At 67.0% G+C, this 24,180-nt stretch carries 24 protein-coding genes, 1 tRNA gene, 1 other RNA gene and 1 pseudogene; 13 read left to right on the top strand and 14 right to left on the bottom strand.

Features of this window, described 5'->3' with window-relative positions:
* The first annotated feature begins 230 nt into the window (after positions 1–230).
* Positions 231–1,874: an FAD-dependent oxidoreductase gene (locus KRR55_RS05805; RefSeq protein WP_254455856.1), complete on the top strand. Its 1,644-nt coding sequence runs from the start codon at positions 231–233 to the stop codon at positions 1,872–1,874.
* Positions 1,875–2,097: 223 nt separating this feature from the next.
* On the opposite strand, the gene KRR55_RS05800 is transcribed toward KRR55_RS05805, so the two are convergent.
* The 6 genes and pseudogenes from KRR55_RS05800 to msrA all read right to left on the bottom strand — a co-directional run bounded on the left by KRR55_RS05800 (position 2,098) and on the right by msrA (position 5,627).
* Entirely contained in the window at positions 2,098–2,808 is a 711-nt protein-coding gene (locus tag KRR55_RS05800; RefSeq protein ID WP_254455855.1) for a tetratricopeptide repeat protein, read from the bottom strand.
* A 159-nt stretch (positions 2,809–2,967) separates the two neighbouring features.
* Positions 2,968–3,108 (bottom strand): annotated as a pseudogene (locus KRR55_RS20735) (DUF4236 domain-containing protein); the annotation flags it as partial.
* A 233-nt stretch (positions 3,109–3,341) separates the two neighbouring features.
* On the bottom strand, positions 3,342–3,926 hold the full coding sequence (gene epsC / locus KRR55_RS05795; protein ID WP_217388088.1) for a serine O-acetyltransferase EpsC: 585 nt from the start codon (positions 3,924–3,926) through the stop codon (positions 3,342–3,344).
* Entirely contained in the window at positions 3,923–4,060 is a 138-nt protein-coding gene (locus KRR55_RS05790) for a hypothetical protein (protein WP_217388087.1), read from the bottom strand. Before KRR55_RS05790 ends, epsC begins: the two co-directional genes overlap by 4 nt.
* A complete protein-coding gene (gene cysK, locus KRR55_RS05785) occupies positions 4,053–4,988 on the bottom strand; it encodes a cysteine synthase A (protein WP_217388086.1) in 936 nt (311 codons plus the stop codon). Before cysK ends, KRR55_RS05790 begins: the two co-directional genes overlap by 8 nt.
* Positions 4,989–5,084: 96 nt before the next feature.
* Positions 5,085–5,627 (bottom strand): peptide-methionine (S)-S-oxide reductase MsrA, encoded by a 543-nt coding sequence (gene msrA, locus KRR55_RS05780; protein ID WP_217388297.1) that lies wholly within the window; start codon positions 5,625–5,627, stop codon positions 5,085–5,087.
* Between the two features lie 200 nt (positions 5,628–5,827).
* On the opposite strand from msrA, the gene KRR55_RS05775 reads away from it, so the two are divergent.
* From KRR55_RS05775 to KRR55_RS05760, 4 genes are all read left to right on the top strand, one after another.
* Positions 5,828–6,952 (top strand): Nif3-like dinuclear metal center hexameric protein, encoded by a 1,125-nt coding sequence (locus KRR55_RS05775; protein ID WP_254455854.1) that lies wholly within the window; start codon positions 5,828–5,830, stop codon positions 6,950–6,952.
* A gap of 158 nt (positions 6,953–7,110) precedes the next feature.
* Complete coding sequence (locus tag KRR55_RS05770) at positions 7,111–8,841, top strand: HNH endonuclease signature motif containing protein (protein WP_217388085.1); 1,731 nt, start codon at positions 7,111–7,113, stop codon at positions 8,839–8,841.
* A gap of 193 nt (positions 8,842–9,034) precedes the next feature.
* On the top strand, positions 9,035–9,775 hold the full coding sequence (locus KRR55_RS05765; RefSeq protein WP_217388084.1) for a zinc ribbon domain-containing protein: 741 nt from the start codon (positions 9,035–9,037) through the stop codon (positions 9,773–9,775).
* A complete protein-coding gene (locus KRR55_RS05760; RefSeq protein WP_217388083.1) occupies positions 9,763–10,242 on the top strand; it encodes a VOC family protein in 480 nt (159 codons plus the stop codon). Before KRR55_RS05765 ends, KRR55_RS05760 begins: the two co-directional genes overlap by 13 nt.
* Positions 10,243–10,317: 75 nt before the next feature.
* Here the strand turns inward: KRR55_RS05760 and KRR55_RS05755 are convergent, their stop codons facing one another.
* Positions 10,318–11,106, bottom strand: coding sequence for a YaaA family protein (locus KRR55_RS05755; RefSeq protein ID WP_217388082.1), 789 nt, complete (start codon positions 11,104–11,106; stop codon positions 10,318–10,320).
* A 124-nt stretch (positions 11,107–11,230) separates the two neighbouring features.
* Here KRR55_RS05755 and rnpB point away from each other — a divergent pair.
* The 5 genes from rnpB to KRR55_RS05730 all read left to right on the top strand — a co-directional run bounded on the left by rnpB (position 11,231) and on the right by KRR55_RS05730 (position 14,983).
* Positions 11,231–11,596, top strand: an RNA gene (gene rnpB, locus KRR55_RS05750) — RNase P RNA component class A.
* A gap of 164 nt (positions 11,597–11,760) precedes the next feature.
* Positions 11,761–11,973: a hypothetical protein gene (locus KRR55_RS05745; RefSeq protein WP_217388081.1), complete on the top strand. Its 213-nt coding sequence runs from the start codon at positions 11,761–11,763 to the stop codon at positions 11,971–11,973.
* A 65-nt stretch (positions 11,974–12,038) separates the two neighbouring features.
* Entirely contained in the window at positions 12,039–12,353 is a 315-nt protein-coding gene (locus KRR55_RS05740; protein ID WP_217388080.1) for a hypothetical protein, read from the top strand.
* Positions 12,338–13,345 (top strand): alpha/beta hydrolase family protein, encoded by a 1,008-nt coding sequence (locus KRR55_RS05735; protein WP_217388079.1) that lies wholly within the window; start codon positions 12,338–12,340, stop codon positions 13,343–13,345. The genes KRR55_RS05740 and KRR55_RS05735 overlap by 16 nt, the downstream gene beginning before the upstream one ends.
* 177 nt (positions 13,346–13,522) lie before the next feature.
* The gene (locus KRR55_RS05730; RefSeq protein ID WP_217388078.1) at positions 13,523–14,983 is read left to right on the top strand and encodes a glyceraldehyde-3-phosphate dehydrogenase; all 1,461 of its coding nucleotides are present in this window, start codon (positions 13,523–13,525) and stop codon (positions 14,981–14,983) included.
* Between the two features lie 126 nt (positions 14,984–15,109).
* On the opposite strand, the gene def is transcribed toward KRR55_RS05730, so the two are convergent.
* The 4 genes from def to KRR55_RS05710 all read right to left on the bottom strand — a co-directional run bounded on the left by def (position 15,110) and on the right by KRR55_RS05710 (position 17,208).
* Positions 15,110–15,682, bottom strand: coding sequence for a peptide deformylase (def, locus tag KRR55_RS05725; RefSeq protein WP_217388077.1), 573 nt, complete (start codon positions 15,680–15,682; stop codon positions 15,110–15,112).
* Positions 15,683–16,055: 373 nt separating this feature from the next.
* Positions 16,056–16,131, bottom strand: a tRNA-His gene (locus KRR55_RS05720).
* A gap of 140 nt (positions 16,132–16,271) precedes the next feature.
* A complete protein-coding gene (orn, locus tag KRR55_RS05715; RefSeq protein ID WP_217388076.1) occupies positions 16,272–16,889 on the bottom strand; it encodes an oligoribonuclease in 618 nt (205 codons plus the stop codon).
* Between the two features lie 145 nt (positions 16,890–17,034).
* Complete coding sequence (locus KRR55_RS05710) at positions 17,035–17,208, bottom strand: hypothetical protein (RefSeq protein ID WP_217388075.1); 174 nt, start codon at positions 17,206–17,208, stop codon at positions 17,035–17,037.
* A 414-nt stretch (positions 17,209–17,622) separates the two neighbouring features.
* On the opposite strand from KRR55_RS05710, the gene mptB (KRR55_RS05705) reads away from it, so the two are divergent.
* From mptB (KRR55_RS05705) to KRR55_RS05695, 3 genes are read left to right on the top strand one after another with little or no spacing between them, the layout of a single operon-like run.
* Positions 17,623–19,221 (top strand): polyprenol phosphomannose-dependent alpha 1,6 mannosyltransferase MptB, encoded by a 1,599-nt coding sequence (gene mptB, locus KRR55_RS05705; RefSeq protein ID WP_217388074.1) that lies wholly within the window; start codon positions 17,623–17,625, stop codon positions 19,219–19,221.
* A complete protein-coding gene (gene mptB, locus KRR55_RS05700; protein ID WP_217388073.1) occupies positions 19,218–20,828 on the top strand; it encodes a polyprenol phosphomannose-dependent alpha 1,6 mannosyltransferase MptB in 1,611 nt (536 codons plus the stop codon). The genes mptB (KRR55_RS05705) and mptB (KRR55_RS05700) overlap by 4 nt, the downstream gene beginning before the upstream one ends.
* Positions 20,829–20,887: 59 nt before the next feature.
* Positions 20,888–22,213 carry a glycosyltransferase family 87 protein gene (locus tag KRR55_RS05695; protein ID WP_217388295.1) on the top strand — a complete coding sequence of 442 codons (1,326 nt, stop codon included), beginning with the start codon at positions 20,888–20,890 and terminating at the stop codon, positions 22,211–22,213.
* Positions 22,214–22,306: 93 nt separating this feature from the next.
* On the opposite strand, the gene KRR55_RS05690 is transcribed toward KRR55_RS05695, so the two are convergent.
* The 3 genes from KRR55_RS05690 to KRR55_RS05680 are packed head-to-tail and all read right to left on the bottom strand — an operon-like array spanning position 22,307 to position 24,179.
* Positions 22,307–22,867, bottom strand: a complete 561-nt coding sequence (locus KRR55_RS05690) for a nucleoside/nucleotide kinase family protein (RefSeq protein ID WP_217388072.1) — start codon at positions 22,865–22,867, stop codon at positions 22,307–22,309.
* Entirely contained in the window at positions 22,858–23,166 is a 309-nt protein-coding gene (locus KRR55_RS05685) for an AbrB/MazE/SpoVT family DNA-binding domain-containing protein (RefSeq protein WP_217388071.1), read from the bottom strand. Before KRR55_RS05685 ends, KRR55_RS05690 begins: the two co-directional genes overlap by 10 nt.
* Before the next feature lie 2 nt (positions 23,167–23,168).
* Positions 23,169–24,179 carry a phosphoribosylaminoimidazolesuccinocarboxamide synthase gene (locus KRR55_RS05680; RefSeq protein ID WP_217388070.1) on the bottom strand — a complete coding sequence of 337 codons (1,011 nt, stop codon included), beginning with the start codon at positions 24,177–24,179 and terminating at the stop codon, positions 23,169–23,171.
* Between the last annotated feature and the right edge of the window lies 1 nt (position 24,180).

Genomic DNA, 24,180 nt, shown 5'->3' with positions numbered 1-24,180 from the left:
GCCACGTTTCGATTGCCGACGATCCCCGACTCGGGGGATGTATCCCTCTGCCGCACCTAGGACCGGGCCCCCGGCACGCAGGCAGCTGGTCTCCAAGGGTGGATCGGGTGCTAAAGGCACCCGGCAGGAAGCGACGCCCACCCATTCATTGACCCCGCTCCTCGGCGGGCATAGATTCGGGGCATGCGCCGAAGCCGGCAACACGCAACACCCGCAATGACCGCACCCGCATGCGTTCCCTGGGCCGGTTCCCGATGATCGGCATCGAGGAGCTGCGCACCGTCAAGACCTTTGCCGCGCTGGGCCCCGAGGTGCTCGGGTACCTGGCTGGCGCCGTGGAGGACATCCACCTGCTGGACGGTGAATACTTCCTGCACGAGGGCGACGAACGCGCCCTGACCGTGGTCATCGAGGGCCTGGTGGAAGTCACCAAGGTCGTCGCCGGCATCGAACGGGTCATCGGCACCCGCAAGCCCGGCCAGTTCTTCGGCGAAGTCCCGCTGACCCTGAGCACCAACTTCCCTGCCAGCGGTCGCGCCGCGGGGCCCACGCGCATTATCAGGCTCGACGTGGCCGGCTACTACACCCTGGCCGCGATGGCACCGGCGGTCCCGGAGAAGATCGGCTCGCTGGCCCGGCGCTACCTCGACTCGCTGCAGCAGCTGGCCGCCGAGAAACCCGATGCGGTGGCCCGCGTGATTGGCCCGCGGCGCCATGCAAAGGTGCGCGAGCTGTCCACGTTCCTGACCCGCAACCACGTCGCCTACGAGACCACCACGCTCGAGGCGCCCGAGGACGGGCAGGCCTATCCGGTGCTCGAGCTGCGCGACGGCACCAGCTACGTGGATCCGGCGATGCGCGTCCCGGCCCGGGCGGTCGGGCTTGACGTGGTTCCTGCGGCGAGCGACTACGACGTGGTGATCCTCGGCGGGGGTCCGGCGGAGCTGACCGCCGCCGTCAACGCCGCGGCCGAGGGCCTGCGAACCGTGGTGATTGAGCAGCTGGCCCCCGGCGGTCAGGCCGGGACCTCCACCCGGATCGAGAACTACACCGGCTTCCCCTACGGGATCTCCGGGGACGACCTGGCCTCGCGCGCGCTGACCCAGGCCACCCGGCTGGGTGCCGAGATCGTGGTCACCCGCACCGCCTGCGGCATCGACGCGGAGTCCCGCCGGGTCGAGCTCGACGGGGGCGACGTGCTGGCCGCCCGGGCGCTCATCGTCGCCACCGGCGTGGCCTGGCGGACCCTGGAGCTTCCCGGTGCCGAGCGCTTCCTGGGCAACGGGCTGTACTACGGGGCCGCGCACAGCGATGCGCCGCTGGCCCAGGGGCAGGACATCTGCATCGTCGGGGCGGGAAACTCGGCCGGGCAGGCGGCGATCTTCTTCTCCCGGTACGCCCGCACCGTCACCATGCTGCTGCGCGGTCCCTCGCTGGCCGCCCGGATGTCCAGCTACCTGATCGAGCAGATTGAGGTCACCGCCGCCATCCACGTTCAGCCCAATTGCCGGATCACCGCGCTGCAGGGGGAGAAGTCCCTGCATTCGATCGTGGTCTTGGATTCCGCCACCGGCACCAGCACGATGCGCCAGGCCCCGGCGGTGTTCGTGATGATCGGGGCCGACGCCGTGACCGGGTGGATGCCGGCGCGCCTCGCGCGCGACCGCCACGGCTTCCTACTCACCGGTCCCGACGCCGCCGACGCCCCGGGCTGGGATCAGGCGCGGCGCCCGTTCGCGCTGGAGACCAGCGTTCCGGGGATCTTCGCGATCGGCGATGTGCGTTCCGGCTCCGTGAAGCGCGTGACCGCAGGGGTCGGGGAGGGCGGCATGGCCATCGCCTACACCCACCAGTACCTTGCCCTGGCCGGCTGATCATTCGGTGCCGCGGATCCATGGAAGTCCGAGCCACGATGTATTGGCCCGTGGGACCCAGGGGCACAACAACACCGGTGGCTCGCAAGCATAATCTGGAAGACGCCAAGGGCGTGCTTCGGCACCTGCAATTGGACTCTGTCGGCCCTGCCCGGTGATCGGACGCCGGCTGCAGGAATTGATGCCGGGATGGAGGCTCCTTGCCTTCTCCCTTGTGGCTGAATCAGCTGTCCAGCTCCGCCAACCGCTCAACCAGTCCCGGGTATCTGCTGTCCTCGGCAAGAACGCGTTCCAGGTCCTTGCGGGCCATGGCGCGTTTGCCCGCTGTGAGCTGCAATTGGGCACGTTCAACCAAGGCCCTGTGCCGCAGACCCGCCGGACGTGAACGCATGCGTAGCGCCTCCTTGAATGCCTCACGGGATGCATCCACATACCCCAGATGGCGCAAGGCAATTCCGCGCTGGATCAGTAGATAGGTGGATGCCTCGTCAAGATTGGTCACGCCGTCAGTCAGCTCGACTACTTGGTCCCAGCTTCCCAACTCAATGTACAACTCGGCGAGCGAGACCGCTGCGATGGTGCTTGGAACGAGTCCTTCGACAACGTTGACAGCCCGCTGGAGCATGCCTTGCAGCTGTAGTGTCTCGGCGAGCAACAGTCCGATGAACTCCGAATTGGTGGGCAGTTCAACAGTGATGCCTTCTGCGATCGCGATCTCGGAGTGGGTCCTCCCCGGAAGGTACTTGGTAATGAACGGGTCGGACGTGGCATCGTAGTTTCCGGCCAGCAGCAGTCCGAGAAGTTCCGAAGCGCGCTCAATGTCGCCAGCAGGCCAAGCCAAGTCGAGCACTTCAAAGAATGCGGCAGTGTGGCGGGCCCGCTCGAATTCGGTGCCGATGTCTGGAAGACGGCCAGGATCCGGCCGCGAAGCCACGGCCCTGAAAAGCAGCTTCTCCCATTTAGGTGCGAAGAGCCCAGGTGCTGGAGGACGGGCGGGCTCGGGCGAGATGTTGCTGCGGCCTGACGTAGAGCCCGGTGCGGCGCGCTTACGACCTGCGGCGGTCGAAGAAGAGCTCACATGAGAAAGCCCGGATCCGGGGATCCCCACTGTGCGAGTGACACGCCCCGAGGAGTTCGCGGAGATTCGAGCCCCTCGCACCCCAGCACTTAGCCCGAGACTCTTGGGCGTGACGGTCATCCTGACCCCTGGCGCAATCTTGAACGATTTGCGCATCCTGAAACCCATAGTGCTTCCTTCCCCCCAAGGCCCGTAGAGCGATCTTCCGGAACCGACTAGTCACTTGTTGTTTTGGCCAGTATAGGCACAGGCGACTGGGACGGCAGACTTGCCTGTTCCTGAACGAATCTCCGGAAACGGAAAAACGTCGGGGCCTTCAACGAAAAGCGCCGGTCCTGTCCCCGCAATCGGGAACGGGACCGACGCCGCAAACTGCTGGTCGGAACGACCTAGATCCACATGGCCGGGTCGATGTACTCGGCCGGGTCCACCGCGGGCTTGTGCTCCTCGGCGGTGCGCGGGCGGTTCTTCGCCGGGATCCCGGTGATGATCGAATCCGCCGGCGCGTCCTTGACCACCACGGCGTTCGCGCCGATGGCCGAGTCGGCACCGATCACGATCGGGCCCAGCACCTTCGCCCCGGCACCGATGACCACGCGGTCACCGATGGTCGGGTGTCGCTTGACCTTGGCCAGCGAGCGCCCGCCCAGGGTCACCCCGTGGTAGATCATCACGTCGTCGCCGATCTCGGCGGTTTCCCCGATGACCACGCCCATGCCGTGGTCGATGAAGAAGCGCCGGCCGATGGTCGCCCCCGGGTGGATCTCGATCCCGGTCAGGAAACGCCCGGCCTGGGAGATCAGGCGCGCCGGGAAGCGCGTCCTGGGGTTCTGCCAGAGCCGGTGGGTCAGCCGGTGGATCCAGATCGCATGCAGGCCGGAGTACGCCAGGAAGTTCTCGGCCTGGCCGCGGGCTGCGGGGTCATGTGCACTGGCCCCGCGCAGGTCTTCGGCTAGTCGGGAAAGGAATCTCAAACCTTGGCCTTTGTTTGTGCGGCATTCCGGCGCCTGGCCGGCGTGCCGCGGGTGAAGCCCGCCTCGGTGCCGGCGGGCGGGGCGGTTTCCCGCGCGCCGCGCCCGGCACCGAACGGATCTGCTGTCTTAGCCACGGATGTCGTCGAAGAGCAGCGTGGAGATGTAGCGTTCGCCGAAGTCGGGGATCACGGCGACGATGAGCTTGCCGGCGTTCTCCTCGCGCTTGGCGACTTCCAGCGCGCCCCAGACGGCGGCGCCGCCGGAGATGCCGCCGAGGATGCCTTCCTGCGTCCCCAGCGCGCGGGCGATGGCGACCGAGTCGTCGATCGAGGCGTCAAGCACCTCGTCGTAGAGCTCGGTGTCCAGCACCTCGGGGATGAAGTTCGCGCCCAGGCCCTGGATCTTGTGCGGGCCGGGCTTGCCGCCGTTGAGGATCGCCGAGTCCTTCGGCTCCACCGCGATGACCTGCAGGCCCGCCTTCTGCTCCTTGAGGTAGCGGCCGGCGCCGGTGATGGTGCCGCCGGTGCCGATGCCGGCGACGAAGATGTCGATCTCGCCCTCGGTGTCGTTCCAGATCTCCGGGCCGGTGGTCGCGGCGTGCACCTCGGGGTTCGCGACGTTGGCGAACTGCTGGGCCCAGATGGCGTTGTCGGTGGTGGCGACGATTTCCTTGGCCTTCTCCACCGCGCCGCGCATGCCCTCGGAGCCCGGGGTCAGCACGATCTCGGCGCCGAAGGCGCGCAGCATCACGCGGCGCTCGGTGCTCATGGTCTCGGGCATGGTCAGCACGACCTTGTAGCCGCGCGCGGCCCCCACCATGGCCAGCGCGATGCCGGTGTTGCCGGAGGTGCCCTCGACGATGGTGCCGCCCGGGCGCAGGTCCCCGGAGGCCTCGGCGGCGTCAACGATGGCCACGCCGATGCGGTCCTTGACCGAATTGGCCGGGTTGTAGAACTCCAGCTTCACCGCGATGTTGCCCGGCAGTCCGGCACCCAGTCGGTTCAGGCGCACCAGCGGGGTGCGGCCAACAATTTGCGTGACGTCGTTGTAGATCTTCGACATGGTGTCCTTTGTCCTTGGGTGTGGGAGCGGGATGGGGCCGTTTCGGCGCTCTCCCGGCAGGCCATGGCGCGCCGGAAGCTTCGTGTACAAGCCTAGTCAGGACCGCTCGGCGGCGGGTTCCTCGAGCCATGTTGCGTAATATTTCCTGGCCTTGGCCAGTTTCGGGTCGATGATGACCCGGCAGTAGCCCTCGTCCGGGAAGCGGTTGTAGTAGTCCTGGTGGATTCCCTCGGCCACGAAGAAGTCGCCCGGGGCCTCGAAGGAGGTCACCAGCGGATCGGGGTACAGCTCGCCGAACTTCCGCGCGCTTTCGCGGAAAAGCGCCTCCTGCGCGGCATCCAGGGGGAAGAACGCGGAGCGGTACTGGGTGCCCACGTCGTAGCCCTGGCGGTTGAGCGTGGTGGGGTCGTGGGTGGTGAAGAACATGTCGAGTATGACCTCGGCCGGGACGACTGCGGGGTCGAATGTTACGGCAACCGCCTCGGCATGTCCGGTATTGCCGCCGCACACGCTGCGGTAGTTCGGTGCCGGATCTGTGCCGCCGGTGTAGCCCGAGACCACCGCATGGACCCCGCGCGTGCGCTGGTAGACCGCATCAAGGCACCAAAAACAGCCGCCGGCCAGCACAAACGTGCTCAGCTCCTGGCCCTCGGGCCCCTGGGCGGTGGGCGAAAAGCGGATCGGGGTGCTGGAAATTGAGAAGTCGTTCACATCTACACTCAAGCACGCCCGCCTCCATTTCATTCCCGCGCGCCGCGCCGGACCTGCCGGCGGCACGCGCGCGCAATCCATCTCCCGCGCATGCGGGCATTCCCCGCCGCTGCGGATACGGTAGATGCATGCAGAGCAACAAGCAGCAGCCCCACGGCATGCGTATCGTCTCCGGGCCGGGCTCGGCCGACCAGGACTCCGCCGACACAGCAACCGCGGCGGCAACCCCCGCCGCACCTGACGCGGGGGCCGTCCCCGCAGCGGGCGCCAACGCGCCGGCCGGCACGCCGGGCCACGATTCCCCCGCCGCTTCCGCGACCGCCGCTCCCGGCGCCCCGGGCGAGGCCGCCGACACCGCCTCGCTAGCTGTCCCGTCCGGTTCCGCGGATCCCGAAGCGGACCAGGCCGAAGCCGCGCTTTCGACGCCCACCCTCGGCCAGGTGCTGGTTGCCGTCGAGGAACTCTGGCCCGCCTCGCTGGCCGAGGAATGGGACACCGTGGGACCGGTGGTCGGCCGCCCCCAGCGCGAGGTCAAGCGCATCATGTTCGCCGTCGACCCCACCCTGGAGGTTGTCGCCGACGCCGTGGCCCGCGGCACCGACCTGCTGATCACCCACCACCCGCTGCTGCTGCGACCGGTGAACTCCGTGGCTGCCACCGGATTCAAGGGCGAGGCCGTGCACCTGCTCATCGAATCCGGCTGCGCGCTGGTCACCGCCCACACCAACGCCGACTCCGCCATCGGCGGGGTCTCCGACGTGCTGGCGGACATCTTCGGGCTCACCGACACGCAGCCGCTGGCTCCCTCGAAGGACGGGTTGCCCGAGGAAGGCATCGGCCGGGTCGGCATGCTGCCCGAGCCGCTGCAGCTGCACGAGTTCGCCTCCCGCGTCTTCTCCGCAATGCCCGCCGTGGCCGGGGGAGTGCGCGTGGCGGGGGACCGCGCCGGGATCGTGCGCAAGGTCGCCGTCTGCGGCGGTGCGGGGGATTCCCTCTTCGACGCGGTCCGCGCCTCCGAGGCCGACGTCTATGTCACCGCCGACCTGCGCCACCATCCCGCCTCCGAGGCCCGCGAGGCGGCGCTGAACGGCAAGCCGTACCTCATTGACGTCTCCCACTTCGCCTCCGAGTGGCTGTGGCTGCCCACCGCCGCCGATGCGCTGAAGAACGTGCTGCATGATCTGGGGCACGACGTCGAGGTCGCCGTCTCGGCGATCAACACCGACCCCTGGGACTTCATTCTCACCCCCTAGTTCCGCCGGTGCCAGGCCAATCAAACGCGGTGCGTGCAGCTTCTCCCCGATCCACCGGGGCGGGGGCCGCGCACCGCGTTTTTTGTCTGTCCCGGCGTTGTCCACAGGTATGCGGCAGAAGGTCGCGGGCCGGGTCCGGTTCGGCGCACCATGGTGGCATGGACACGGCAGAGGGCATCATCGACACGGTTCTCCGCGCGGTTGGCGGGACACCGGCGGAAGCTTCCGGGGGCACCCCGGGCAGGCAACCGCATGTTGATCCGCTGCGCCTGCTGGCCGCCCTGGAAATGGCCACGCGGAAGGCGGTCGACGATGCCGCGGCCTCGGTGGGCAATTCCCCGGTGCGCGCCGCCGCGTTGGCGCACCTCTCCGAACGGATTTACCGCACCGGTTCCTACGCCCAGGTCCTGGCGGCCGGTTCCTGCGTGGACACCGAGGCCCACACCCTTACCGAGGCGCCGCTGGCCGCACTCAACCAGCTGCTGGCGGATCCCGGGGACTTTGCCGCGGGCGCCGCAAACCTGCCTGCCGACCAGGTCACCGGACCGGACCGCAAGCCCCTGCACCACGATCCGGCTGAATTCCTGAAGTCCCAGCTGCACCTGGGCTATTTCCAGGCCCGGCACCGCATCACCACCAACCAACGGCTCATGGACCACCGAGGGCCCGACGGAACCGCGCTCCCGCCCCGTTTCCCGCATCTTGCCGCCGTCCTGACCGGTGGCACCGCGGATCCCCGGCTGCTGGCCAACGCGGCGGCCAAGCTTGAGGCCCTGCAACCTGATTTGGACGCCCTGCCGGACCCCAAGGCTGCACGCGAACTGCTGGAAGAGCGGGTCGCCCAAACCTCGCAGACGGGCGACGAGGCCACGCTGGGCAAGTTCCTCAAGCAGGCCGCCATCGAGTTGGAGGCCACCGTCGTCGAGCGCGAGGAGGCCGAGACGGCCCGGTACATGGGCCTGCGCTTCCAGGGCCACAAGCCCAAGGGCTATGTGTGGGAGTTGACCACCGATGCCGAGGGCCACGAAATGCTCAGCACCCTGGCCGATGACCTGAACAATCCCCGCACATCCGCCGGTAGCCCCGCGATATCGGCCATCGGCAATCCCGTTCAATCGCCCGAGGACACGTCGGCCGGATACGAGGCGCCGCCGATCCCCGACTGGGCGGTCAGCCCGGACACGCCGCCGGAGCAGCGCCCGCGGGCCGGGTTCACGGATCCGAGGATCGAAGCCGACGGAATCGACTTCGGGTTCCCAGGCGTCCAGTACCCGGGGGAGTCCGTCTCCGAAGCCAACGCCCGTCGCCGCGCGCAGCGGCTGTCCCAGGCACTGATGGATGCCATCCGCATCTGGCAGGATCCCGCGGCCCCGGCAGGCCCGGACATGCCGATGGCCTCGCGCATCGAACTGCTGGTGATGATCGACTACGCATCGCTCACCGGAGCCGTGGAAAAGCCGGGCCTGACGCCGCACGGCGAGTACGTGTCAGCGGCCGCAGCGCGCCGCATGGCGTGCAACGGCGGCATCCTGCCCCTGGTCATGGGTGGCAAGGGCCAGCCCCTGGACCTGGGCCGGAGGCGCCGTTTCTTCACGAAGGGGCAGAAGCGTGCCATCGCGGCACGCGACCGCGGGTGCGCCAACCCTGGCTGTTCAATGCCCACCCACCGCTGCGAGGTCCACCACGTGGTGCCGTTTTCCCTCGGCGGAAAGACCGACGTCAGCCAGGGGCTGCTGCTCTGCGTTCGCTGCCACACCGCCCTGCACGCGGGTCACTTCACCATTCGCGTCTTGGACGGGATTCCACAGGTTGTGCTACCCAAGTCACGTGATCCACTGCAAAGACCCAGGCGGAACTGGGTCTTCCATCCGGAAGCCGCAGCCGCGTAGCACCAGAAACTGCATCCCGCCTGGCACCCGTGACGCTGCGGGAGGCGTGGCCTTTCCGCAGCGCCGGCCGATTCCGGCGGGTCACATTCACCGCACCGTTCCGCCACTGACTACTGTTGTGGCTAGGCGATCACTGATCGCCGAAAATGACATTGGGAACGGCCGCGCCACGGCGCGCACAGCGGAGGTCAGCATGGCAAAGGCAGCACCGGCGGAACAACTTCGACTCTTGGAATTGGCCGCGCTCGATTCGGAGATCACCAAACTCACCCGCCAGGTCTCCGAGGCCACCGCCGACGCCCAGCTTGCCGCCGCGGAGGCCGCCCTGCAGGAGGCCCGTGCGGCGCAGGTCCAGATCCAGCAGGAGGTCGAGGCTGCCGCCGCGGCGCTGAAGGACTCGGAACTGGCCGTGGAAAAGGTCGCCGCCCACATCGCCAAGGACCAGGCCCGCATCAACGCCAACGCAGGCACGGCCAGCGACATGATGGCCTTGTCCCACGAGATCGATTCGCTCACCGTGCGACGCAACGGCCTCGAAGACGCCGAGCTGGAGCTGATGGGCACGCTGGAGGAACTCCAGACCCAGGCCGAAGCCGCCGGGGAGCTCACAGCCACCCGAACCGGGGAACACGGCGAGCACCTGGCCCGGCGCGATGCCGCGGTCGCCGAGCTCCAGGAGCAACTGGCCGGCACCCGCAGCGCCCGAGCCGAACTGGCCGCGACATTCGACGAACCGCTCATCTCCACCTACGAGCGCCTGCGCACGCGCAACGGCATCGGTGCCGCCCGCCTCTTCCACGGCACCTCGGAAGCCAGCGGCATGGCACTGGCAGCCGGGGACCTCGCTGAAATAAAGGCGGCACCGGCCGATGAAATCGTCTTCTGTCCCGACACCGGCGCCATCTTGGTGCGCAGCGCCGAATGGGGAGCCTAGTCCCCGAGAGCGTTCCCGACGTGGTGACAGACCCGCGTTCCGGCCGCCTTCACCATGTGGAGATCTGGGTTCGGGACCTTGCCGCATCCCGGGAGACGCTCGGCTGGCTGTTCCAGGAACTTGGTTACACAGCGGGTGAATCCTGGCCGCAGGGCACCAGCTACGTCGGGGCACACGACTACATCGTCATCGAGTCCGGACCGGACGTACTCGCCGGTGCGCACCGGCGCCGCGCACCGGGAATGAATCATCTGGCGTTCGTCGCGGGTTCGCGGACGCGCGTCGATGAGCTCACGGCCGCCGCCGTGGACCGTGGCTTCACCCTGCTCTTCACCGATGCCCACCCCCATGCCGGGGGCCCGGATCACTACGCCTCCTACCTCGAGGACGACGCCGGGTTTGAAATCGAGATGGTGGCAGACGACGCGGGCCACTCCGACGAGGGGGCGCCCAGCGCCTCCGTCTAGGAAGCGCGGGTCAGCCGCCCACGGTCCCTCCGCGGCCCGTGGGACCCCATGCGCCCGGCAAGCGCCGGAAACGGGCTAACTGCCCACGGCCCGGAACGCGTGGTCCTCGGGCAGGATAATGTTCAACTGGTGCGGCTTCTTCGCGGTGCCCGCCACCAGCTCGGCTTCCCAACGTTCCCGTGCAGCCTCGAGCAGTTCGGCAGGCGTCGCCACCGCGGAACCACGGGTCAGCAGGTGCGCTGCCAACTCCCCGCGGGTGTGCTTGGCAAAGTGCGAAACAACCTTGCGCACGCCGCCGCGCAGCTGGAACACTGAGACACTGACCGTGTTCGTGGCAGGTGGGACCCAGGCAGCGGCATAGGTGCTGGAACGGCAGTCCACCACCAATGCATCACCGGCCCGCGCATTGAGCACCGGCGTCAGCTTCGGCTTCCACCAGCTGGCAAGTTTTCCGATCTCGGGCAATTTCACCGACATGGACAGTCGGTATGCGGGGATCCTATCGGCAAAGCCCACGGCCCCCCACAGCGCGGAGATCACCAGGATGCTTGCATCCGCGCGCACACGGGCTGCGGCATCTAGTCGTTCATAGCCCAGCGCCTCAAAAAGCACGCCGGTGTAGACGGTGTGCGCCGCGGCCGCGGGTTCCGTATGCAATTCGATATTGCGCGTCACCTCGGCAACCAACGACTTGCCCACGCCGAGCACCTCGAGCGCGTCCTCGGCGCGGGAAACTTGCGCCAGCGTCTCCAGCAATTCGTGGCGATGCACGTTCAGCTCAGGGAACTGCAGCGCGTCGGCGTCGAAGGGGTCGCCATTGCCGGCGGGTTCTTTGCCCTCGGAGGGCGGAAGCAAAATCAGCACCGGTTTAGCCTAGTCTTTCTGCGGGCCATTCCGTGATTCGACTACGCCACCGTCCACCAGCCGGTACTTCACTGCCTGTCAGGTGCAAAGCACGGTTCAATAGCGACTAGACTTGAATGCTGGACGGGATGGCCAGACGATCGCGTGCCACGCAAGTGGCCCGAGGAACGTCCGGGCTCCACAGAACAGGGTGGTGGGTAACGCCCACTCGGGGTAACCCGCAGGCCAGTGCCACAGAAAATAGACCGCCCGCACTTGTGCGGGTAAGGGTGAAACGGTGGTGTAAGAGACCACCAGCGCTCCGGGTGACCGGAGCGGCTAGGTAAACCCCACCCGGAGCAAGGTCAGACAGACTACTGGGTTGTTCGCTCAATGTAGTCGGGTGGACCGCTTGAGGGTGTCGGCAACGGCACTCCTAGATAGATGATCGTCACCGCGATTCGGGTAACCGACCGCGGCACAAAACCCGGCGTACGCGCCATCCCGTCCACCACAAGCCGCAGCTTCCCTTGCCACCACAGGGAACTAGCGGCTTTTTCGCGTCGTGCCCCCAGATGTAAAAGGGCCATGTCACCCGCCTGTCGGGTTGATCGCGAGAAACGGGCTGGATACACTCATTCCTGCAGAATTCGACGCGTGCGAAAGGAAACCGCCATGCACCAGCTGGACTTGATTCGTGCCGCCGCAGAAGATGTGGCTTCGGCCCGCATTCTCTTGAAGGAGCGAATCGAGGCGCTCGACGCCATCGTCGCAACCGCACTGGACCATGACATCCCCGCTGCCAAGGTGGCCGAGGCAGCCGAGGCTGCAATGCCGTCCGAAACCGAGGAAGGGACGGTGTCGGCCGGCGGACTGCTCGTCGCCTGACCAGCCCGTAGTTGCAGGGGTCTTCGCGTCGCCGCGAGGATGGCCCCCACGGCTAGACTGTGGGCATGGAGTGGCTTTTCTGGCTGATCGGGATCCCGGTGCTGGGCATCGGCTTGCTGTGGGCCGCCTCGAAGTTCAGCTTCCCCACCGAAGGCGGCGGCGGAGCCTCGGGAGTCTTTGACGCCTTGAACTCCTTCTACCAGCCATCCGGCACGGCCGCCCAACAGGCCCGCGAGGAACAAAAACGTCAGGTCCACGAATCCGCCCAGGGTCAAGACGAGGATCCGCTCGCAGGATTCCCACACCACGCGCCCGACCCCCGTACCGAAGCGCCCGACGGATCCGATGACGCGCCCGAGGAACCATGGACCCCGCGCTAGAACCGGGCCGGAAACGAACGTCAACGTCGCCGGTCACCCCCATCCAGTTCACCTGCAGTGACGGGCAGGTGCTGCACGGAAACCTATTCGAAGCGAACGACCCTCCCGCCGGCACGCCCAAGGCCATGGTGGTCATTGCCTGCGCCACGGGTGTTCGCGCGAGCTACTATCGCCGATACGCCGCATTTCTGGCCGGGCACGGTTTGAACGCCGTCACCTTTGACTACCGCGGCATCGGCGCCTCCGCCCCCGAGTCGCTGCGGGGATTTCGGGCACGGTGGCACGACTGGGGCCAGCTGGATATCGAGGCGGCGCTGGCCTGGGCACGCGAACGCCACGCCGACCTCCCGCTGCACTTCGTCGGCCACAGCTTCGGCGGATTCGGCGTTGGCCTTACCGCCGAATCCCGCCACCTCACCCGCATCCTGACCGTCGGTGCGCAGCATGCGCATTGGCGCGACTACGCGAAGGGCCACCGCACCCGGTTCGTTGCCCGATGGCATGTAGCCATGCCCCTGCTGACGCTGGGCCGCGGATTCTTCCCGGGGAAGACCCGGCGCTGGCTTGAGGACTTGCCCCGGGGTGTCGCCCTTGATTGGGCGCGCGGTCGCAAGGACTTCACGATGAACGCCCCGCCATCCCAACGGGAGCAGATGCGCGCCGCGCAGCGCCGATTGCGGGCGCCCATCCTTGCGGTCGCACCGACCGACGACCCCTTTGCCTCCCCGCGGGCGGTTGCCCGGTCCCTGGCCTACACGCCGAATGCGCCGATGACCGTCCGTTTCCTGGAACCCCATACCTACGGGAAAATAGGCATCGGCCATTTCGGCCTCTTTCACGAGAGGCACCGGGACGACTTCTGGCGGCAGACCCTGGCGTGGCTCGAACATGGCGTCGACCCCTGGGATGGTGGCGCGAGGCCCGTTGAAGGCAATACAAGCGTGCCGGCAGTATCCCCGGTCCCCGATGGGGCGCCGGGCGGCGGGGTGTGAGGGACCTCACCGGCCTGCGCCGCGGATCCCAGCGGACGCATACTAGAATGGGATGCGGGCACTAGTGCTCCACGGGGGAAAGATCCTGGTACCCCTGAACAACCGTTTCTGCAAAGGTGCTTTTACGGTAACAACCGGCTTGAGGATCACCAGCCGGCTGATTTGGAAGGATTTTCAGTGACCCAGCAGTCTGTCGAAGCCCTACAGGAATGGAGCGGGCGCGAAGAGCTCGCCGAGGCCATGATCCCGTTGATCGGGCGCCTGTACCGCAACAACAACGTGGTGACCTCCATCTATGGCCGCAAGCTGATCAACCAGTCGGCCATCAACATCCTCAAGGCCCACCGCGTGGTGCGCCGCATTGAGGGCGCGGAGCTGCCGCTGGAGCAGACCATGCCGCTGCTTCAGGCCATTGAGGCCCTGGACCTCGGGGCCGTCGCCATCGACCTGGGCCGCCTGAACAAGAAGTTCACCGAATCCGGCTCCACCGACCTCACCGCCTTCCTCACCGGGGAACTGGGCGAGAAGGTCGGCAAGGCCGGCGCCACCGACGCAGAGCCCACCGATGTGGTCCTCTACGGCTTCGGTCGCATCGGACGCCTGTTGGCCCGCATCCTCATCGAACGCGGCGGCTACGGCCTGCGCCTGCGCGCCATCGTTGTCCGCAAGGGCTCTGACGACGACATCGTCAAGCGCGCCTCCCTGTTGCGCCGAGACTCGGTCCACGGCAAGTTCGACGGCTCGATCACCGTCGACGAGGAAAACAACACGATCCTCGCCAATGGCACGCTGATCCAGGTCATCTACTCCAACGACCCGACCACCGTCGACTACACCGCCTTCGGCATCAACAACGCCATCGTGGTGGACAACACCGGCCGCTGGCGCGACGAGGCAGGGCTGTCCCAGCACCTGCAGGCCAAGGGCGTCTCCCGCGTGCTGCTCACCGCACCGGGCAAGGGCGACCTGAAGAACGTGGTTCACGGCATCAACCACAAGGACATCACGGCCGAGGACAAGATCGTCACCGCCGCATCCTGCACCACCAACGCCATCACCCCGGTGCTCAAGGCCCTGAACGACCGCTTCGGCGTCATCCACGGCCACGTCGAGACGGTCCACTCGTTCACCAACGACCAGAACCTCATCGACAACTTCCACAAGGGAGAGCGCCGCGGGCGTTCGGCTGCGCTGAACATGGTCATCACCGAGACCGGTGCCGCCAAGGCAGTCGCCAAGGCGCTCCCGGAACTCGAGGGCAAGCTGACCGGCAACGCCATCCGCGTTCCAACCCCGGACGTTTCCATGGCGATCCTGAACCTGAACCTGGAAACGGCGACCACCAAGGAAGAACTGAACGACTTCCTGCGTGAGACCTCGCTGGGTTCGGAACTGCACAAGCAGATCGACTACATCGATTCGCCCGAGGTGGTCTCGTCCGACTTCGTCGGCTCGCGCCGTGCCGGCATCGTTGACGGCCTGGCCACCATCGTCACGGGCAAGAACGCCGTCGTCTACGTTTGGTACGACAACGAATTCGGCTACTCCTGCCAGGTGGTGCGTGTCATCGAAACCATGGCCGGCACCCACCCACTGGCAGTTCCGGCGATCGCCGTGACCGAGCCTGCCTCCGTCTAATACGGACCCCCGCCAGGGGAACCACAAAGCGTGCCCTGTCCTCCGGATTTCCGGAAGGCAGGGCACGCTTTTTTGGTGCGTGGCTCCCGCTTCCTCGGGTGCGCCGAGGAAGCGGGAGCCGGCTCGTCAGTGGCCGAACGGGTCCTCGTCGGTGCCGGGCATCCAGGTCAGCCCCGGGACTCCCCATTCGAGGGACTTCTTGGCCTTCTTCCAGCGCCTGGCCCACTTGTCGTTGAGCTTGTCGACGTAGAGGTAGCCGTCCAGGTGGTCGTATTCGTGCTGCATGATCCGCGCGAACCAGCCGGTCGCGTCGAAGGAGACGGCGTTCCCGTCACCGTCGAAACCGTCTACCCGGGCGAACTCGGCGCGCTTGAGCGGGAAGTTCAGGGCGGGGGCCGAGAGGCAGCCCTCGATGTCATCGTCCGGGTCCGGATTGGACTGCGACACCTTGGACAGCGTCAGACGCGGGTTGACGACCACCCCGCGTGGCGCCACGCCGTCCTCATTCTCGTACTCGTACGTGAAGATGCGCAGGCCCACGCCTATCTGCGGGGCAGCCAGCCCCACGCCGTGGGCGGCGTCCATGGTGTCGTACATGTCGGCGATCAGTTCGCGCAGCTCGTCGTTGAACTCGGTGACTTCCTTCGCGCGAGTATGCAGCACGGGTTCGCCGTATATGGTGACCGGACGAATGCTCAAGACTTCTCCTAGGGCTTTCAGGTGGGAGTTGTTGGGTGGGGGAGCGGGATGGCCCGGGAGGGGCCCTGTCAGGCGCTGGCCGGCAGCGACGAGGTGATGTCTTCACATCTGGTCCCGCCGCTTCCGCCGAAGACCGGCGGGGGATGCGTGGCCGGGATCGGCTGCGCAACTCCATGCTCCAAAATGTAGCCGCACCCGCCGCGGATTTGCAGTGCCCGGTCGCCGAAATCCCCGGCCATTTTGTGGAAATGACCGTGGTCTGCGTCCGGGATCCTGCGCTCCATCTGCCGGTACGGACCTCTCTGCGTGCAACGACGTGGTGCGTCGTGGAATGACAAAAGCCGCTCCGGAATCTCTTCCGGAGCGGCTTCATTGGGGTGAGTAACGGGGATTGAACCCGCGACCTTCTGGACCACAACCAGACGCTCTGCCGACTGAGCTATACCCACCAAGTTCGCCCTGAGGCTAGCTGTCCTGCCGCTCCGAATCACTTCCGAACTGCTGGGCAACGAGAACTATCTTACACATACTTTGAGGTCCAACGCCAACTCGAAAGCGTCCCTTTTGCATGTGTTGTGCACCACAGTGCCTAATCAGCTGGCCTTTGCGCGACGATTCGGGCCGCGGTGGCCTTCGCTGATGCGGAATCCGGGCCCGGGGCGGGGACCATGACGGTGGCCCGGTAGTACTTCAGTTCGTCGATGGAATCGCGGATGTCTCCCAGCGCGCGGTGGTTGCCGGTCTTCGCGGGGGCCTGGAAGAAGGCGCGCGGGTACCAGCGGCGGGCCAGCTCCTTGATGGTGGACACGTCCAGGATGCGGTAGTGCAGGTGCTCGGTGACCTCGGGCATGTCCCGGGCCAGGAAGTTCTTGTCGGTGCCCACGGAGTTTCCGGCGAGCAGCGCCTTGTTGGGTTCCGGGGCGTGGGAGCGGATGTAGTCCATGACGAGCTTTTGCGCGTCGGCCATCTCCAGCCCGGCGTCAAGCTCGGTGATCAGCCCGCTGGCGGTGTGCATGGTGCGCACGAAGTCGCCCATTTGCTCCAGGGCGGCGGCCGGCGGCTTGATCACCACGTCGACCCCGTCGCCCAGGATGTTGAGCTCGGCGTCCGTCACCAGGACCGCAACTTCGATCAACGCGTCGTGTTCCAGGCTCAGGCCCGTCATCTCGCAGTCGATCCACACAATTTTTTCAGCTGAAATAGGCACGGACCCCAATTTACCCGATGGCGCCCGGCCCGACCGCGGCTCCGCCGCCGGGCACGGCCCAATGCAGCGCCTGGAGACCGCGGGAATTGTTCTCGGGTTCACCGCGTCGTGCGGTGCGACGCCAGGGGGCGACGGGTGGGGCGGATCAGGTCCGGGAGGAGTCCCGTGACGAGCTGAGCAGCCACAACATCACGAAGACGACCAGCCCGGTCCCGGCCAAGGCGACCGAGGCGACGGTGCTCATGCCCATTAACGGGCAGGCCACCCCCAACAGGAGGGAAAGGAACACGCCCCAGCCCAGCAGGGAATGGTTGCGCACCGGATTCCGGACACTTTTTGCACGCCTGCCCACGGGTGTTGCCTCACTTCTGGATTCGTTCGATGTACCGGCTCCCAGCCTATGCAAGTTCCGGGCGCGGCGACCCGTTAGCCACGCCCGGTGCGAAGGCGGCTACAGCGTCCTGCCCCATGGTGCCGGCTCACGGCTCACGGCACGCGGCAAGTCCGGGGGACCGGTCTCCCGGTTGGGGCCTGCCTTGCATGTGAGCTCGCGCGCACCAGGGCCCGCCTCCCGGGCAAACCCAGCGTGCGGTGTTAGGATCGGACTTGATTTTTACGCGCATGGCCGCGCCTGCGGGCGCCGCCGGTGCGCGGCCGCACGGCCGGCGCAGATGCCGAAAACACACACCTGGTGGATCCAGCCAAGGTACGACGAATCAGGAGCGGGGCGCAGATGAAAGCAGTGCGATCCTCGGCCGGAGCCACAAGCCGGGCGGGCCGCGGGCCGCACCTGTCCCCGTTGATCCAGGGCACCGTCGGATCGATCATGATCCTGCTGGGATCCTTTGGCGTCGGCTGGCTTGCCAGCGTCTCCCCGCTGAACCGGTACCCGCTGCTGATCGCCATCCGCACCGACTACTGGGGCGTGGTTGCCGGGACCGTGGTGCTGACCCTGGGCTGCTGGATCCTGTTCCGCGCCTGGCTGCGCCTGGGCCAGCAGCTGGCCGGCTGGCCCGAGGGATCGCTGCGGACGGTAAAGAAGGCAGTGTGGGCCTGGAGCGTCCCGATGCTGCTGGCCCTGCCGATCTTCTCCCGCGACGTCTTCGCCTACATCGGGCAGGGCCGGCTGGTGGCCGCCGGGCAGGATCCCTATGTCGACGGCATCTCCACCCTGAACAACTGGTTCCAGCTCGGGGCCGACATCACCTGGGCCGAATCCGAGACGCCCTACGGCCCGCTCTACCTGAACGTCGAGTACTGGGTGAACCGGCTGGTGGGCACCAGCCCCGATGCCTCCGTGCTGCTCTTCCGCCTGGTCGCGTTCGCCGGAGTGATCCTGTGCATGGTCTACGTGCCGAAGCTCGCCGCGCTGCACAAGGTCTCCGGCGCCAAGGCCACCTGGATCTCGGTGGCGAACCCGCTGTTCCTGATCAGCTTCGTGGCCTCCGCACACAACGACTCGCTGATGATCGGCCTGGCCCTGGCCGGCACCTACTACGCGGCCACGCGCCGTGGCGTGCTCGGCGTGGTGCTGATTGCCGCGTCCATCGGCGTCAAGCCCATCACCATTGTCCTGCTGCCGTTCATCGGCCTGCTCTGGGCAGGGCCGGATGCCGGCTGGGGACGCAAGATCCGCTACTGGGCCTACACGGCCTCGCTGGTCGCCGTCATCATGGCGATCATCGGCTGGGCCAACGGCTATGGCTTCGGCTGGCTCTCGGTCATGCTGGGAACCGGTACCGGCGCCGTCATCTTCGCGCCGGTGGGGGCGCTGAACGCCCTGCTTTCCGGGGCATTGTCGACCATCGGGCTGCCCACGGACTGGCTGTTGCCGGCCCTCAAGCTCATCGGCCGGCTCTCCTCGGTGGCGCTGGTGCTGCTGTTGATCTTCAAGGGCAAGCCCTCGCACCTGATCCAGCGCATGGCCCTTGCCTTCTCCGCGCTGGTGGTACTCTCGCCGATCATCCAGCCCTGGTACATCCTGTGGCTGTTGCCCTTCTTCGCCATCACCGGCATCCGGGACGACTGGCAGCTGTTGTGGGTGTACGTGACCACGGCCTTCTTCATCGCCTTCGGGGCCGCGGACCAGATCTTCATTTGGCAGTTCCTTTCCGACCTGGACCCGTGGGTCAAGCACCTGTCCACCGGGATCTCCTGGGTGGCGATGGCCTATCTGGCGTTCCTTGACCCGCGGACCAGGAAACTCTTCGTCGCGACGCTGCCGACGCGGCTGGGAGGCGGTGCCGGTCCGCTGCGGACCAGGCCCGGCACCCCTGGCAAGCCGAGTCCCAAGCCCGGTCAGCGGGCCGACCCCGAGGTGCCCGGCCCGTGAGCAACGCCCCCGGACACCCGGATTCCCCCGACGCCGCGGTGGGCCGCCGCTTTGCCGGCACCACCCGCGCGCTGGAGGCCCTGCGCCAGCGCGGCGCCCGCGTCCCGTTCCTGCGCCACCTCACCGGCGGCGGGGAGAACACCCCCGACATCGCCATCGCCCAGGGGCTGATGGCCTCGCTGATGGTCATGGCGGGGTCCTGGGGGGTGGGGTGGATCCCCAGTTCGCAGGAATCACTGCTGGCCCGCTCGAAGTACCTGCTGCCGCTGCGCGTGGAGATGCTCGGGGTGATCATCTGCACGCTCCTGCTGGCCCTGGGCTCGATGCTGCTCTTCCGTGCCTGGCTGCGGCTGCGCCAGCGCACCGCGGAGCCGGGCACCGACCCGGTGGCCTCGATCGCCAAGGCCATCTGGGTCTGGTCCATCCCGCTGCTCTTTTCTTTCCCGATCCTCTCCAAGGACGTCTACTCCTACCTGGGCCAGGGCCGGCTGATGCATGCGGGGCTCTCGCCCTACACCGACTGGGTCTCCCAGCTCCCGGGATGGTTCGCGCAGGGCTCGGACTCCCTGTGGGCCGAATCCACCTCCCCCTACGGCCCGCTCTTCCTGATGTACGCGCGGTTCGTCTACTTCGTCTCCGGCGGCGTGCCCGAATACGGGGTCATGCTCATGCGCCTGGTGGCGGTGGCCGGGGTCGCGCTGTGCGCCTACGCGGTGGTGGCCCTGGCCAGGCTCGGCGGTCGGGATGCGGCGTGGCCGCTGTGGATCTCCGTGGCCAACCCGTTGTTCCTGCTGAACATGGTGGGCGGGGTGCACAACGACGGGCTGATGGTCGGCGGGGTCCTGCTGGCCTTCGTGCTGGTGGCCCGCAAGCGCCACCTGGCCGGCATCCTCGCGGCCACCGCGGCCATCGCCATCAAGCCCATCGTGGTGCTGGTCCTGCCCTTCCTGGGCCTGGCGATGGTGGCGCGCAACGCGCGGACGGGCAGCAAGATCCGCGCCTGGGCCTACACCGGGGCCGTGGCCACCGCGGTGATGGCGCTGCTGGGGGCGGCCTCCGGGCTCTGGTTCGGCTGGATCCCGGCGATGGCCGGCGCCGGATCAGCGGCGTTCCCCTACGCCCCGGTCGGGTTGCTGGGCATGCTCGCCGGCTGGCTCGGCTCGCTGGTGGGCGGGGACCTGGACTTCATTGCCGGCATCGTGTTCTCGGTCTTCCGCCTCGCCTCCCTGGCCATCGTGTTCTGGCTGGCGGTCCGCCGCCCGGCCGGGCCCCCGCTGCTCTACGCCGGCTACGGGCTGGGCGCCGCCGTCGTGCTCGCGCCCATCATCCAGCCCTGGTACCTGCTCTGGTTGATTCCGTTCTTCGCCCTGAGCCGGCGCTACCCGGTGAACTGGGAACGGGCCCTGTACATCCTGTGCCTGCTGGTGCTGCTCTCCGGGGTGGTGGACCAGCTGTCCATCGGCCAGTGGTTCTCCCTGCTCTGGGTGCGGCTCTTCGCCGCGGCCATCGGCCTGGCCTACATGGGCTACCTGGTGTTCATCGACCCCAAGACCGCGTCGATCTTCGGCGCTGACCGCCGCCGGCCGCTGCTGCCGGGCAAGAAATAGCCCCCCCTCCTCCCTCCAAAACCCCCGAAGACCCCTAGAAATGAGGCAACCGGATCGTGATGCAACCGGTCAAGAACCTGTTCAACGCCCGTGAGGCCACGCGCCCGATCATCATCGGGCTGCTGGTGCTGACCGCGATCGGCGCATCCATCGCCGTGCTGACCAAGCAGTGGTGCAGGAGCAATGGGTGGCCCGACGCCGAACAGCACCTGCACCTGTGCTATTCGGACTTCACCCAGCTCTTCGGCACCCGCGGGATGGCCGACAAGCTCTTCCCGTACTTCACCGGTCTGCCGGCCGAGCAGGCGCTGGAATACCCCGTGCTGCTGGCCATCATGGCGGGGCTCACCGCCCTGGTGATCCCCGGCATCGGCTTTTCCCCCGAGCGCCAGCTGGCCTACTTCGACGTGAACTCGGCGGTGTCCTTCGTCTGCTGGGCGGCCGTGGTGGTGGCCGTGGCCTATGCGGCGCGGCACCGCAGCCGGGACGCGATCATGGTGGCGCTGGCCCCGGGCATCATCCTCACCAGCCAGCTGAACTGGGACCTGCTGGCGGTGATGCTGGCAATGACCGGTCTGCTGGCCTTCTCCCGCAAGCACATCGTGCTGGCCGGGGTGCTGCTGGGCCTGGGAGCCGCCGCGAAGCTCTACCCGTTCTTCCTCTTCGGGGCGATCCTGGTGCTGTGCCTGCGCACCGGGCGCATGCGCCACTTTTGGGTGTCGCTGGCCTCCGGCGCAGCGGCCTGGCTGGCCGTCAACGTTCCCTTCATGCTCACCGCGTTCGACGAGTGGAGCCGTTTCTACACCTTCTCCGGGGACCGCCCGGCAGGCAACTCCTCGATGTGGCTGGCGTTCGTGTGGACCGGGATGGATGGCTCGACCATGTCCTACCTGTCCAACGGCCTCTTCGGGCTGGCCTGCCTGGGCATCGCCTGGTTGGGGCTCACCTCCACGCGCCGCCCGCGCATGGCGCAGCTCGCGTTCCTGATCGTCGCCGCGTTCCTGCTGCTGGGCAAGGTCTACTCGCCGCAGTTCGTGATGTGGCTGATCCCGCTCTATGTGCTGGCCCGCCCGAAGTGGCGCGAGTTCCTCATCTGGCAGGGCATCGAGGTGTTCCACTGGGTGTTCGTGTGGCTCTGGAGTGCCAAGTGGGTCTCCGGGCTGAAGTACTTCGGGGACAGCTGGACGATCGAGATCCTCTACGGGATCGGCATCGTCGCGCACATGGGCATGCTTGTCTACCTTTGCGTGAAGATCATCGGGGACATCCGGAACCCGGATCGCGACGTGGTGCGCGCCGAGGGGGTCGACGACCCGCTGGCCGGGCCGCTGGAGGGTCTGGGGGATTCCTTCGTGCTGGGGAACAACGCCAGGACCAAGTCCTAGCTGCGGCGGCGCAGGCCGGGGACTGACACCTCAACGGCCGGATGGGGCGCCGGGAAACCGGGTTCCATCCGGCCGTTGCGCGTCAGGCGGCCGCTAGCTTCCGGGCAGGCCGAGCATTTCGAGCACCAGGCGTTCCGTCTGGTCCGTCGAGGCATCCTCGCCCTGGCGGGAGGTGTCAACGACGGGGCATCCGAGCAGCTGGGCAATGTCCCTGTACCTCTGGATGTAATGGAGATGGTATCCGGTCGACTCCTCCGGCTCGTCGCGCTGTCCCAGCCGGTCCAGCGTCGTGGGGAGGTCTGCCCAGCACAGGATCGTCGGGATCCACAGGGTCCAGTGCTCGCGGAATTCCTCGTCGTCCAGCAGCGAGGCAACCGTCATCCAGGACCTGTCCAAAACGATCGGGGCGTTCTTCCCTGCGCCCTCCATCGCCTGGGCCAGGAACCGGGCACCTAGCCCGAGCACCAGTTCCGTGTCCCCTGATGCGGCCGCCCGCGCCAGCTCCGGGCCTCGTTCCGCGCCGAACGGGCGCCGGTAGGCGTATCCCAGGCGCAGGGCGACGTTCTTGGCGATGGTGGTCTTTCCGGTTCCGTCGTGGCCGTCGATGCCCACGACGTGGGGCACCGACGACCACAGGCCTGCATTCAGTCCCATGGACGCAGAATCACGGTCTGCTTCTCGTCATCGATTTCCATGAAGAAGTGCCGGGACTTACCCGCCTCGAGAACGCGCAGCGCGTCGCCGCGGACCTCCATTTGGCCTTGTGCCGAAACCCGGAACCCGCCGTCCTTGGATGCCGGGTGCAAGGCGACTGCCTTTCCCTCGATGGCCACGGTGACGCGGGCGCCGGCTTTCGGCTTCATGCCAAGGGCCCTGCGCGCGGATACGGGCAGGGTGATGACGCCGCCGGGGGATACCTTGGTTCGAGTGTTCTTTACGGTCAACGTGCCCATGATCATTTCTCCTTTGCGATGTGGGCGGGTTGGGTTTGGTGCTGATCAAATAGCGTGGAGTACAACCTGGCGTAACGTTCCAGGACATCGTCCGGACCGCCGCCGCTGCGCCATTGGTCCTTGTCCAGGGCGTCCGCGTCATCGGATGCCTCGGTCCTCACGCGCATGCAGTCGGGGCTGATTTCGCCGAAAACCGTTCCTCCGCCTTGATCGATGAAGAAGCAGATGTCGATCAGCTTCAGACTGCCGGTCCGGAAAAAGTCCTCCAACCAGCCAAAGGTCTCGCGGGCCAGGTACTTTGCCCGCTGCACATCGGCAATCCACAATGCCGCATAGTCGTCCGGCAGGGGTTCGTCCGCCAGCCGGTTTCCCTCCCGGTCGGTGAGAGGGTGCCGCCAGTCGAAGCAGACGACCGGTTCGGCAAACCGTTCCCAGCGCTGCAGCGCCGGGCCGGCAACCGTCGGATGCTCCTCGGTGAAAAGGTACCTGTGGATGGGCGAACCGATGTGGTAGCGCTTGACCCTGGTCTCCAGGTTGCAGACGTCGACGCGGCGTTCGGCCAACAGCGGCCCTTCGGGCGACTCCACCAGGCCCAGAAAGGCCGACGAGAGGCGGTAGGGGCCCGGCGAGAGGGCCATCCTCCGGAAGATCTCCGCTGAGAACCGCGCACGAATTTCCTCCGTGCCCTTGACCTCTCCATATCTGTTGTACGTGAAGGAGTACAACGTCGGGAGCAGCCGCGCGAGGGCGATCTTGGGGGTCAGGAGACGAATCTCCTTGCTGTCCCCCAGGACCAGCAGCGGCAGCCGCTTGAAATCGAACTCGACCTGTCGCAGTACCTGCTCTACGAACGAATAGCGGGGGTGCGCGAGGTCGACGACGATGTCTTCCCCGTGCTGTCCCTTCAAGACGACGTGGCTTGGCGTTGTTGCCACCAGTTCCACCTCGAGTTCCACGTCCAGGCACTGGTCGAGGATCAGGCTTGCTGCGGTGCTGCGGGTTGTTGCTGTCATG

Origin of the sequence: Paeniglutamicibacter quisquiliarum (assembly GCF_019084045.1) — a bacterium.
GTDB lineage: Bacteria > Actinomycetota > Actinomycetes > Actinomycetales > Micrococcaceae > Paeniglutamicibacter > Paeniglutamicibacter quisquiliarum.
This window is presented reverse-complemented; position numbering and strand designations above follow the sequence as displayed.